The following is an 11,895-nucleotide window of genomic DNA, read 5'->3' as shown; positions in this document are numbered from 1 at the left end:
GACCAAACCCAGTTTTCCGAAATTGGCAACTTGCCCCTTTGGATGATAGAAGGTATGGCAGAATACTTAAGCCTGGGCAAAAAAGACGCTTACACGGCCATGTGGATGCGAGATGCCTATCTCAATAAAAACATACCAACGATAAGAGACCTTACAGAGAGTAATAAGTATTTCCCCTATCGCTATGGCGAAGCGTTTTGGTCGTTCATAGGCTCTACTTATGGCGATACGATTATTGTGCCTTTCTTTAAAAATACTGCCCGCTACGGGCTCGATTATGGTATACGCCGCACCTTTGGTTATGATGAAAAAACATTGTCGAGCCTTTGGAAAAACTCCATACAAAAAGCTTACAAACCTTTTTTAAAGGATACCGCGCAAATACCACCCGGTCAAAAAATTATCGATTATAAAAACTCAGGCGAAATGACCGTAGCGCCTGCTATCAGTCCGGATGGGCAATATGTGGCGTTTTTATCCGAGAAAGATCTTTTTTCTATCGATTTATACCTTGCCGATGCCAAGACCGGCAAAATATTAAAAAAGCTGACGAGCAAGATATCAAACACCCATATCGATGAGTTTAACTTCATCGAGTCGGCCGGTGCCTGGTCGCCCGATAGTAAGCAATTCGCATTCAGTGTGTTTAGCGGTGGGCGCAACAAACTGGTCATTGTCGATGTCTCGAACGGTAAAATACTCCACGAAATATCGATGGAGAAGGCCGAGCAGTTTAGCTACGTAACATGGTCGCCAAACGGAAAGGATATCGTTTTCTCGGGCATGTCCGAGGGTCAAAGCGACTTATACAACTACAATTTAGAGGATAGAGAACTTACGCAGTTGACCAACGATATCTATTCCGACTATCAGCCAAGCTTCTCGCACGATGGCACCAAACTGGTATTTGCCAGCGATAGGACCACGTACGACAAATCTTTAGGGCAAACCATTCCCTTCAACCTCGCTGTGATGGACGTTGCTACCCGTAAAATAACAGATATCACTGTATTTAACGGCGCCAACAACCTTAATCCGCAGTTTTCGTCGGATGATAAATACATCTACTTCCTTTCAAACCGTGATGGTTTCCGCAATATGTACCGCTACCGCCTAAGCGATGGTCAGGTTGAACAGATGACCGACCTGTTTACAGGTATTTGCGGCATCACCGAATATTCGCCGGCATTGAGCATATCCAACAATAACGACATTGTTTATTCATATTATCTTGCTCAAAAATATGCATTGTACAATGCTAAGGACACCGATTTTAAACCAAAAGTGGTCGACCCGAACACACTCAATTTTGATGCGGCCTTGTTGCCGCCATTCAAGGCTGTTGGTGTGGATTTAATAAACTCGAACCTGAACAATTACCTGGCTTACCAAAAAATATCTGCCGACTCGATACAGGAAGAACGATACAGGCCGCAGTTTAAACTTGATTATTTGGCCAGCAGCGGCGTAGGTGTTGGGGTTAACACCGTTTATGGTGCCGGTTTGGCAAGCGGTATCCAGGGCGTTTTTAGCGATATTTTGGGCCGCAACCAGATATTCGCAGCGGCTTCCGTTAATGGTGAAGTATACGATTTTGGCGCGCAGGTTGCTTATATTAACCAAAAAGGCCGGTGGAACTATGGCGTGGCCTTATCACATATCCCATATCAGTACGGTTTCTACAACGTGCAACCGAATAATTACCAGGTGGGTAATACTACTGTTCCGGGTTATGAATTGCAGAATGATATTATACGAAATTTTCAGGACGGTTTGCAATTGTTCACATCCTACCCCTTTTCAAAAGTGTACCGTGCAGAGTTTGGTACAGGAGCCATCTTCAACTATTTTAGGGTCGACCGATACTATACCGACGAAGACCAATATGGCAACTATCTCAATAGCGGGCATTATAAAGTAGCCAATTCGGATGAAGCACAATTGCTGAATGTCAATCTGAACTCATACGCGCTTATGAACGTTAATACTGCCTTTGTTGGCGATAACTCTTATTTTGGCATCACAGCTCCGTTAAACGGTTTTAGATATCGCTTTGGCATGGAGTATGACTTTGGCACTTATAATTTCTTAGCGCCAACTATCGATGTGCGTAAATATGTACGTGTTAAGCCGGTAACATTCGCCGCAAGGTTTTTTGCCTATGGCAGGTTGGGCAGCAGCAATCAGCTATATCCATTGTATGTGGGTTACCCTTTTTATATCAGGGGTTACGAGGCCAACAGCTTTTACAACAGCACTACCGGCTCCAACAATGGCTTTACCATCGATCAATTATCGGGCAGCCGCATAGCGGTAGCCAATTTCGAGGTTCGTTTGCCGTTTACGGGTCCCGAAAAATTGTCACAAATACCCTCGAAATTCTTCTTCTCCGATCTTAATTTCTTTTTCGATGCAGGCTTGGCCTGGAACGCCGGCGACGCCATCAAGTTTGAAAGCAGCTTAAAACAAACAAGTTCGGGTACCATGGGTGGAATTACCTATACTACATATGAGAACGCGCGTATACCCGCCACTAGCGTGGGTATCTCGCTAAGGATAAACGTATTCGGGGCATTTATACTCGAGCCTTACTATGCGTTTCCGTTCCAGCGCGATGATGTGAGCAAACCCGTATTTGGCTTAAACTTTACACCGGGTTGGTAATTGGCGTTAACTGATTATTTAGATACTACAGCAAACCAATTCGAATTGGTAAACGTATATGGAGATATGAAAAAGACAGTAAAATTAATCCCATTATTGTTGTTTATGGTATCGATATACCAATTAGGCAACGCCCAAACAAATAAGGTTACTCAAAATCGTCCAAAATCAAAAACAGATGAGGAATGGAAAAAGATACTGACGCCTAACCAATACTACATTATGGTGGAACGTGGTACAGAGCCACCTTTTAAGAACGCGTATTTCGATATGCACGAAAAAGGGGTATTCGTGAGCGCCGCGACAGGCGAAGTTCTGTTCACATCGGACGATAAATATGACAGCGGTACAGGCTGGCCAAGTTTTGTAAGACCGGTAGATCCTAAAAAAATAGAGATTATAAAAGACAACAGCTACGGCATGAGCCGCGATGAAGTAATAGAGCGAAGCACAGGCCTGCATTTGGGCCATGTTTTTGATGATGGCCCCGCCGACCGTGGCGGAAAACGCTATTGCATGAACTCGGGCGCATTGATATTTAAAAAGAAGCCATAACCCTACTGCGCGGCATCAGCGTTGGCCTGAACAGGTCGCGCTGTATGGACTCTTTCTCGTATTTTAAACCAATGGTCAGGTCTACCCAGTCGGGATTAACAGATCTGATCATTTTTTCTTTTTGGCTTCTGGTAAAACGGCTCACTATTTTAAAGCGTTCCATGGCCATCTCCTCGTTGCGTATCTCTTCAAAATAAACCAGACGGTTTAGCTGTTGCGCACTGTCGAAAAACAGGTTGGGCATTTGGGTATAAAAATCTAAAGTCTTTAGTAAATCGGCGCACATGCCGGTATGTAAACAGTTGCGGTTACGGTCGGTAATGATGTAGATAAAGCTGTTCATAATTTTAATTTGTCTATTTGAAAAATAATTACTAATTTTATTGGCATAAAAATACTAACAATTTTAGTAAAAACAAATTTTATGTCAAATATTTCATCAAATATTAAATTCCTTCGCAAAAAAAAGGGTTTAACACAGCAACAGTTTGCAGATCAGGTAAATATAAAACGATCGTTAGTAGGTGCTTACGAGGAAGAAAGGGCCGAACCGAAGTATGATTTACTAAAAAAATTAGCTGTTTTTTTTGATATAACCGTCGACGACTTCATAAACGAAGTGATTGACGAGAAATGGTCGCCCAAACCAAAGGGCAATCCGGCCAATTTAAGGGTGCTGAGCATCACCGTTGATAAAGAAGACAACGAGAACATCGAAATGGTGCCGATGAAGGCCAGCGCCGGTTATCTGAATGGCTACGCCGATCCCGAATATGTGGCCGCTTTGCCTAAGTTCCATTTACCCATGTTTACCAATGGCACCTACCGCGCTTTCGAAATAAAAGGCGATTCAATGCTCCCCCTCCCATCAGGCTCTATTATCATTGGTGAATATGTAGAAAACTGGGGCGATGTGAAACCTGCTGAGACTTATGTGGTGGTGAGCAAATCCGACGGGGTGGTATATAAACGTATCGGTAATAAGTTTAAAGAACAGAAAAAATTAAAACTGGTATCTGACAATCCTGTTTACGAACCCTATGAAGTAAACGGCGAAGACATTCTGGAACTTTGGAAAGCTAAAGCCTATATATCTACCCAGTTGCCCCAACCAGTTGCCGAGCCTACCATGGAGAGCCTCACCAGCATGATGACGCAAATGCAGCGTTCCATTGCAAAAATGCAAGGCAACAATTAAGTTACAAGGTTGCAATTAAACTATTTGCCATTATCTTTATCTTAAATTAAAACTTAAAACAAATGAAAAAACTATTGTTAGTATGCTGCTTATTAGTTAGCATAGTATCCCTGAGCAAGGCTCAAGGTGGTGGCGGCGGTGGCCGTGGAATGGGTGGCGGTACTCCGGATGAACAACTTAAACGCATCCAAACCGCAGTTCCTACTTTAACTGCTGATCAAAGTAAGAAAATTTTAGCAATTTACACAGCTTCTGCTGCGACAAGAGATAGCTTAATGAAAGCCGGTGCCGATAGATCAGCGATGCGTCCAATGATGCAGGCTCAACAAGCTAAGGTACAAGCTGTCTTAACCGACGACCAAAAAGCAGTTTACACCAAATACATGGCTGACATGCGTGCCAAAATGCAACAAGGTGGCGGCGGCATGGGCGGCGGCGGTGGTACACCTCCCCCTCCATCACAGGAATAACATTAATTGTTAAAATGAAAAGCGGCCTTGAGCCGCTTTTCTTATTTTAGCAGCAAATTATTCAAGCATTGGGCGCACCGGAAACTTATATTGAAGCAAAACTGAACGAAAGGAAAGCCGCAGGCACATTAAGGACCTTGAAACCCGATAACAACCTGATAGACTTTTGCTCGAACGATTACCTTGGTTTTGCGCGGTCGCCGGTGCTAAAACAAAACACGGAGGATTTTTTAAAAAAACATCCCGCTTACCTCAATGGCGCAACCGGTTCAAGGCTGCTAAGCGGCAACACCAATTTTTGCGAGGAACTGGAGGTCGAAATAGCTCATTTTCATAACGCAGAAGCAGGTTTGATATTCAACTCAGGCTACGATGCCAATTTGGGGCTGTTCTCTTCCCTCCCTCAGCGCGGCGACACCATCATTACCGACGAACTCATACATGCCTGCATCATCGACGGTGCACGCTTAAGTTATGCCAACCGCTATATTTTTAAGCACAACAACCTGACAAGCCTCCAAGAGAAGCTAAAAAACGCAAAGGGCAATATCTACATCGCAGTGGAAAGTGTATATTCTATGGACGGCGATATTGCACCTTTGCAACAAATAATTGCCATGGCAGAGCAATACAATGCCAAGGTGGTCGTAGACGAAGCTCATGCGTTAGGTGTATTCAATAAGGGGCTTGTAAACGGCTTGGGTTTACAAAACCAGGTATTCGCAAGGGTAATTACATTTGGAAAAGCCTTAGGCGCGCACGGAGCCATTGTCTTAGGCAGTAGTATACTAAGGGAGTACCTTGTCAACTTCGCCCGCTCATTTGTTTTTACCACGGCGGCCCCGCTGCATCAATTGGCTACGGTTAAAGTGGCATACAGGCTGTTACAAGAGTCGGATAATGAGCAAAAACAATTGCAGGCCAATATTTCCTTGTTCAAATCACAGCTTAGCGGCCATACCGGCCTGTTAGAAAGCATGAGTGCTATACAAAGCATCATCCTATCGGGCAATGAGCTAACTTCGCAATTTGCGCAGAAACTGCAGCAAGCAGGTTTTGATGTACGGCCTATTTTAAGCCCCACTGTACCACAAGGTACCGAACGCTTGCGCATTTGTCTGCACGCATTCAATACGCCCGAAGAAATACTAAATTTAACTAACTTGTTAAAGCAAAACATCCATGAGTAAGCCCATATTTGTTACAGGCATAGGTACCGGTGTTGGTAAAACCATCGTAGCGGCCATCTTAGTCGAAAAACTAAAAGCAGATTACTGGAAACCAGTACAGGCCGGCGACTTAGATCAAAGCGACACCATAACCGTCAAAAGCCTGGTATCAAATTCAATATCGCATTTTCACCCTGAAGCCTACCGCCTCACGCAACCCTACTCACCCCACAAAGCCGCAGCTTTAGATGGTATTGAAATCGACCCCGACAAAATCATCCTACCCCAAACCAGCAACCAACTGATTATTGAAGGCGCCGGTGGCTTAATGGTGCCCTTGAACAGTAACTTCCTGATGATAGATTTGATAAAAAAATTGGATGCCGAAGTGGCGCTGGTTTCAAGGAATTATTTGGGCAGTATAAATCATACTTTATTGTCTATTGATGCTTTAAACGCTCGGGGAATAGCACTTAGGGCGCTGATATTCAATGGCAATAATGATAGTTTTTCTGAAGAATTAATTGAACGGTACACTAAAGAAACCCCGGTGCTAAGGATCCCCGAAATCGAAAACTTTAAAAAAGATGAAATTTTATCGGCCGCCAATCATATCGAATTGTAATAATTGATCAGTTTCGCCAGGTCAGGGTCGTTTTTCAAATTTAGGTTGTTTGCTTTAATATAGGCTTCTAATTCAGCCTGTTTATTGGCAAGAATAGCCAATATTGCTTTTTTATCCCTTTTTAGTGTGTATGCTTTTTCTGCAATAACAAGATAGTAGCTTTCACTATCAGCATATTTTTGAATTGTAGTACCCAGCGCCATACCCGACTCTGATACAACATGTTTGTGATTTTTCTTTAACAACTGAGCCGTCCCTTCAACAAGCACCTCAAAAAAGTTTTGTGTGGTATAACCAGATATGTCTGCAAAACCACTTTTAAAATGTTTTACGTGATCTTCATTATCGCTTGAATAGGCAATGATAAAATCAGTTACTTGTTTTACAAATGTTAAGGTTTCCTTTTTGTCATTTTGAAAATACAGTATATCATTTACTTGATTGTATTTTAGCGGAATATCCTTATAGGTCCTGCCGTCGCTAAACTTCACTAACCCATTTATCCATTCATCGCTCAAATAGGGCGATCCTTGTATTTCCGAATGATCGACCTCTTTAACATTTCTTCCATCGATCAAGATTAAATTTTGTGTTGGTACTTGCTGACAATACGCAATGTTACTACCTGCAAGTAAGCCAAACATCAGCGTAAAAAAAGTTATTAAGTATCTCATACTTGGTTAAATATAGGGAAAATATCACAATAAAAAAGCCATCCTGAAAATATCAGAACGGCTTTTTTCAATTAATTTTATTATTAACTTAAAATCTATGATTAGTAACCTGGATTTTGAGTTATATTAGGGTTTGCGCTTAACTCTGTGAAAGGAATAGGCATTAAACGGTAAGTAGCGCCCACTGGTACAACATTTAACGTTGATGCAGCTTGCGGTGCGGTAGTTAAACGATTAACAACGGCATTTGTGCGTGTTAAATCGAACCAACGCAGGCCTTCAAATGCCAATTCTTTCCTTCTTTCGGTTAAAATATCATTAATTAAGGCAGTACCAACATCCGTATAACCAAGGAACGATGGATCACGTTGTTTTGCAACCATATTTAGGTATAAAGCACCATTTACATTATCACCCGTTTGTGCATAAGCTTCAGCAGCTGTCAATAAAACTTCTGCATAACGGATAATTTTAATATCGTCCTTATCGGAGGCATTGGTAACATTCGAATATTTGTTAACAATATAGGCTTGCAGACCTCCCCTTGTTCCATTCAATATCAAACCTCTTCTTGCGTCCGTTGTTGAATACAAATTGTATAGGTCGGTTGCGCAAAGCAAATCACCGTAGCCTGCCTGAGCATACATGTAATCCAACCCGTTGGTGCCGTTGTTTGATGCAAGGTTTAACGCAAGCTCAAATATAGTTTCCTGTTTGTTGGTCAATGCTGCTGGGTTAGCCCAATATGCCGCTAAACCGGTTGACGGAACCAAAGTATAACCACCATTTTGAATAACCAATAATGCGGCAGCTAAAGCATTTGCATAATCGCCTTTATAAAGATATACACGGGCTTCAATTGCTTTTGCCGCATATTTTGCTAAATATTCGGAGTTTGTTGCATGATAGGCAGAACTGATAGGTGTTGTACCCATCAAAACATAAGCGCTATCCAAATCTTTTATCATACGTGCATATACGTCACTCACCGTGTTACGTGAAGGTTCAGTGCCAGGGCCTGTGTATCCGGTTACAATTGGAACACCTAAGGCGGTGGGACTAACATTATAAGACTGCCCAAAATAGTTGACCATCTCAAGGTATGTTAAAGCCCTGGCTGTATAGGCTTCTCCGCGCAATTGGCTGTTTGTAGCGTCAGTCGGGATACTTGAGTTAATGATCCGGTTAGCTTGCAGTATTGTAAAATAACCTTGAGTCCAAATGTCCGAAGCTTCACCATTGAGATTATTCATCGAAAAATTGTTCTCACTCAAATAGCGCCCTGAGTTTGTTGATGAAACGTAGACGTTGTCAGAAAATACATCTCCCAGCACAGGGATATCCCTGCCAAATAATGAAGAAGACCTCATGGCTGCATACATACCATTTACAGCATCAGACATGTCATAATCTGTAACGATTGCCGATGTAACCGGCGTCGCACTTGGAGGTGTTTCAACTAAAAATTGTTTTTTGCAAGACGACATAACTATTATGCCCGCCAAAAATATATAGATATAATTTTTTCTTTTCATGTTCTTAAATTTTAGAGGCCTAAGTTAATTCCAACTGTAAAGGTTCTAACCTGTGGTATCTCCAGATTGCTCGTGCTGTTTACACCAACTTCCGGATCAAATGGTAACCTGCTGTCGTATGTTTTGGTCAATAAATTGGTTCCGCGACCGTACAAGTACAATTTCGAAATGCCATATTTTTTCAAAAGTGATAAACCTTTAAAATCGTAACCTACAGTTAGGTTTTTTAAACGGATATAGTCTCCTTTATACAAAAACCTCGAAGAGAACGATGATGAGCTGGAATACGTTGCACCATTAGCAGCTGTCCCTCCACCGGCTACATATTTTGGAACATCGGTGATTTGACCTGGAGTTGTCCATGCGTTCAAATCGTAAGCATACTTATTAAAAGTATAATTTGTTCCATCTGTTAAATAAAATGCCCATGAGTCGTTGATATAGTTACCAAAGTTATAATAGATGTCACCTGATATACTAAACCCTTTATAACTAAAAGTATTTGTCCATCCACCGAAAACTTTTGGATCAGCCTGGTATTGAGCAAACGGGGTAGCTTTGTTATAGTTATTGGTTGTTGCGGTTTTGGTGGCATCAGTATACCAAAGTGGGTCGCCGTTAGATGGGTCAACACCTGCCCATCCACGTGCATACCAGGTTTGGAAATCCTGACCTTCTGCAACCTGGAAGCTTCCGTTTAAGAAAGAAGCATCGTTAACCAATTTAGTAACTGTATTTTTGTTAAACGAAATATTAAATGAAGTATACCATTGGAAATCCTTTGACTTTATCGGACTGGCTTTGATGGTTATTTCCTCGCCCTGGTTTTTCATCGCACCAATATTCTCGGTAACGGTACTAAAGCCGGTAGTCCTCGATATCGGCACGTTTTGTATCAGGTTATCGATTTTGCGGATATAATAGTCAACTGAGAAAGATAGACGATCTTTTAACACACCAAAATCAGCGCCAAACTCAAGTGGTTTTGACGATTCCCAGGTTAAAGCAGTGTTGCCGATAGTATTAAAGTTTTGACCAACGCCACCCCCATAAACAGCGCCGTAGCCGGCGGTTGGCTGAGCTACATAGTTACCTATACCTGCGTTACCCACCGAACCATAAGATGTGCGCAACTTAGCAGATGATAAAATAGATTGATTTTTGAAGAAACTTTCTTCGTCAACATTCCATGCGGCACCAATAGAATAAAAATTACCAAAACTTACATCAGAGCCGAAACGCGAAGAACCTTCGCGCCTGAACGAACCTGACAATGAGTATTTGTTTTTATAATTGATACTTCCCCTTGTGTAGAATGCATCGAAGGTGTAACCACTAAACGAAGAGTTACCTAATGTAGGCGTAGATGCATTCACTGAAGCAGTTAATAAAGGCTGCGTGGCTGGGTAACCGTTTGAGTTAGCACTGATGAAATAACCGTCAGATTTTTGTGCTTCGTAGCCTAAAGATGCTTCTACATAAAAATCATTGTCTTTGCTAAAATCATAACGGTAATCTAACTGATTACGGAACAAATAGTTGAAATAACGTGTGTAATAATCGTATCCACGACCACCTGCTGTACGACCATCGCCCATAATAGGGTTGTTAAATTGTTGTTCTTCCAATTCAACTAAATCGCCGCTGAAATAAGTGGTGTATTTTAACTGATCCCAAATGTTCCATTTCATTGTGGCGTTGCCCAATACCCTTGTCTCCGAATCAAACTTTTTATCATTTAATACCATATACAATGGGTTATAAATGCTTGAAAAATCAGTATTGGTAGCCCTACTTGTATTTAAAGTACCATCAGAAGCATAAGCTTGTTGCTGAGGACGCAAAAAGAAAGCAGACAGAACGGGGCTTGCAAAAGCACCCCCGTTCGAAGGATCGTTTTGTTGAACATTCGAGATATTTAAACCTGTAGAGAATGTAAAGCTTTTGCTGATGGTTTGGTCCACGTTAAGCAAGCCAGTTATACGTTTCAAATCCGAACCGATAACGCTTGCCTCTTGTTTAAAATAACCGGCAGAGGCAAAAACATGCGAAGTTTCACTACCACCCCTAACAGACACATTGTATTGTTGTTGCTGACCTTGTTTAGTAACCAGCGGATACCAATCATTATAAGGTCCGGCTAAACCGTAGCTGGTAATATAAGGCGTTTGTCCAGCGCCGGTAACACCGGCATTGGTCAAACCTTGCAAAAAGGTATTAGCGTAATCAGTACCACCCATTGGCCTGCCGCCAACCGGTAATGGTAAATTAACTGATTTACCCACCTCAGTATCAAAGTTAACCTGAGCATTACCTGCTTTACCTCGTTTGGTAGTGATAATAATAACACCGTTAGAAGCACGCGAACCGTAAATAGCTGTTGCTGATGCGTCTTTTAAAACAGTAATTGTTTCAATATCATCCTCATTAATACCTGATAATACGTTAGTAGCACCTGCGGTATTCAAACGGGAAAGATCGCCAGCATTGATAATCATTCCGTCGACTACATAAAGCGGATTAGAGTCGGCACTGATTGAGCCGACACCCCTTAGCCTTACCTGAATATTTGCTCCGGGCTGACCAGTATTTTGGCTGATGTTTAAGCCTGGTACCTGCCCTTGCAATGCGTCGATAGGCGTAGAAAAAGGTTTGTCGTTCAAAGCGTCCGCGCTAACTGTGCTTGCCGCGCCGGTATACGATTTTTTAGCTTGTACGCCATAACTATCGGTAACAACCACCTCGGTTAACTGTTTGGTATTAGATACCAGTTTAATGTTGTAGTTCGATGCAACCGTGATATTTACATGTTGAGTTGCATACCCAATAAAAGACACATCTAAAGAGTTTGCCCCTGATGGCAAAGTAATCGCAAACTTTCCATCAACTTTGGTTTGAGTACCAACATTGCTTCCGGCCACCTTTACGGAAACACCGGGAATGGGCTGTCCATCGTCGGCGCCGATTACAGTACCCGTAATTTTTCTGCTTTGAGCAAACACACT

Annotated in this window: 10 protein-coding genes; 6 read left to right on the top strand and 4 right to left on the bottom strand. The window is 42.1% G+C overall.

The window, feature by feature from the left end:
- Together QZX97_RS17915 and msrB are read left to right on the top strand one after the other, a co-directional pair.
- The coding region (locus tag QZX97_RS17915) for a DPP IV N-terminal domain-containing protein (protein ID WP_295664881.1) at window positions 1-2,664 on the top strand (2,664 nt) is incomplete at its 5' end.
- A 66-nt stretch (window positions 2,665-2,730) separates the two neighbouring features.
- Window positions 2,731-3,219 carry a peptide-methionine (R)-S-oxide reductase MsrB gene (gene msrB, locus QZX97_RS17910; RefSeq protein ID WP_295652169.1) on the top strand — a complete coding sequence of 163 codons (489 nt, stop codon included), beginning with the start codon at window positions 2,731-2,733 and terminating at the stop codon, window positions 3,217-3,219.
- Here the strand turns inward: msrB and QZX97_RS17905 are convergent.
- The gene (locus QZX97_RS17905; RefSeq protein WP_295652171.1) at window positions 3,203-3,562 is read right to left on the bottom strand and encodes a GIY-YIG nuclease family protein; all 360 of its coding nucleotides are present in this window, start codon (window positions 3,560-3,562) and stop codon (window positions 3,203-3,205) included. The two genes, msrB and QZX97_RS17905, sit on opposite strands and share 17 nt — an antisense overlap.
- A gap of 81 nt (window positions 3,563-3,643) precedes the next feature.
- Between QZX97_RS17905 and QZX97_RS17900 the strand changes: the two genes are divergently transcribed.
- The 4 genes from QZX97_RS17900 (at window position 3,644) to bioD (ending at window position 6,681) form a co-directional block, all read left to right on the top strand.
- Window positions 3,644-4,417, top strand: a complete 774-nt coding sequence (locus QZX97_RS17900) for a LexA family transcriptional regulator (protein ID WP_295652173.1) — start codon at window positions 3,644-3,646, stop codon at window positions 4,415-4,417.
- Window positions 4,418-4,479: 62 nt separating this feature from the next.
- Window positions 4,480-4,887: a hypothetical protein gene (locus QZX97_RS17895; protein ID WP_295652175.1), complete on the top strand. Its 408-nt coding sequence runs from the start codon at window positions 4,480-4,482 to the stop codon at window positions 4,885-4,887.
- Between the two features lie 68 nt (window positions 4,888-4,955).
- Window positions 4,956-6,077: an 8-amino-7-oxononanoate synthase gene (locus QZX97_RS17890; RefSeq protein WP_295652177.1), complete on the top strand. Its 1,122-nt coding sequence runs from the start codon at window positions 4,956-4,958 to the stop codon at window positions 6,075-6,077.
- Complete coding sequence (gene bioD, locus QZX97_RS17885) at window positions 6,070-6,681, top strand: dethiobiotin synthase (protein WP_295652179.1); 612 nt, start codon at window positions 6,070-6,072, stop codon at window positions 6,679-6,681. The genes QZX97_RS17890 and bioD overlap by 8 nt, the downstream gene beginning before the upstream one ends.
- Here bioD and QZX97_RS17880 read toward each other — a convergent pair.
- The 3 genes from QZX97_RS17880 to QZX97_RS17870 all read right to left on the bottom strand — a co-directional run.
- The gene (locus QZX97_RS17880) at window positions 6,666-7,355 is read right to left on the bottom strand and encodes a hypothetical protein (protein ID WP_295652180.1); all 690 of its coding nucleotides are present in this window, start codon (window positions 7,353-7,355) and stop codon (window positions 6,666-6,668) included. The genes bioD and QZX97_RS17880 overlap by 16 nt on opposite strands.
- A gap of 101 nt (window positions 7,356-7,456) precedes the next feature.
- Window positions 7,457-8,890 carry a RagB/SusD family nutrient uptake outer membrane protein gene (locus QZX97_RS17875; protein WP_295652182.1) on the bottom strand — a complete coding sequence of 478 codons (1,434 nt, stop codon included), beginning with the start codon at window positions 8,888-8,890 and terminating at the stop codon, window positions 7,457-7,459.
- A gap of 11 nt (window positions 8,891-8,901) precedes the next feature.
- A partial coding sequence (locus tag QZX97_RS17870) for a SusC/RagA family TonB-linked outer membrane protein (RefSeq protein ID WP_295664879.1) occupies window positions 8,902-11,895 on the bottom strand: 2,994 nt, incomplete at its 5' end.

The sequence above is a fragment of the uncultured Mucilaginibacter sp. genome (assembly GCF_903893715.1).
Classification (GTDB): Bacteria; Bacteroidota; Bacteroidia; order Sphingobacteriales; family Sphingobacteriaceae; genus Mucilaginibacter.
The sequence above is the reverse complement of the archived record's forward strand: the minus strand, read 5'-3'. Positions and strand labels throughout refer to the sequence as shown.

Bases quoted from the DNA above. Each gene is read 5' to 3' on its own strand.
- msrB (WP_295652169.1), top strand. From the start codon at position 2,731: ATGAAAAAGACAGTAAAATTAATCCCATTATTGTTGTTTATGGTATCG.
- QZX97_RS17905 (WP_295652171.1), bottom strand. From the start codon at position 3,562: ATGAACAGCTTTATCTACATCATTACCGACCGTAACCGCAACTGTTTA.
- QZX97_RS17900 (WP_295652173.1), top strand. From the start codon at position 3,644: ATGTCAAATATTTCATCAAATATTAAATTCCTTCGCAAAAAAAAGGGT.
- QZX97_RS17895 (WP_295652175.1), top strand. From the start codon at position 4,480: ATGAAAAAACTATTGTTAGTATGCTGCTTATTAGTTAGCATAGTATCC.
- bioD (WP_295652179.1), top strand. From the start codon at position 6,070: ATGAGTAAGCCCATATTTGTTACAGGCATAGGTACCGGTGTTGGTAAA.
- QZX97_RS17880 (WP_295652180.1), bottom strand. From the start codon at position 7,355: ATGAGATACTTAATAACTTTTTTTACGCTGATGTTTGGCTTACTTGCA.
- QZX97_RS17875 (WP_295652182.1), bottom strand. From the start codon at position 8,890: ATGAAAAGAAAAAATTATATCTATATATTTTTGGCGGGCATAATAGTT.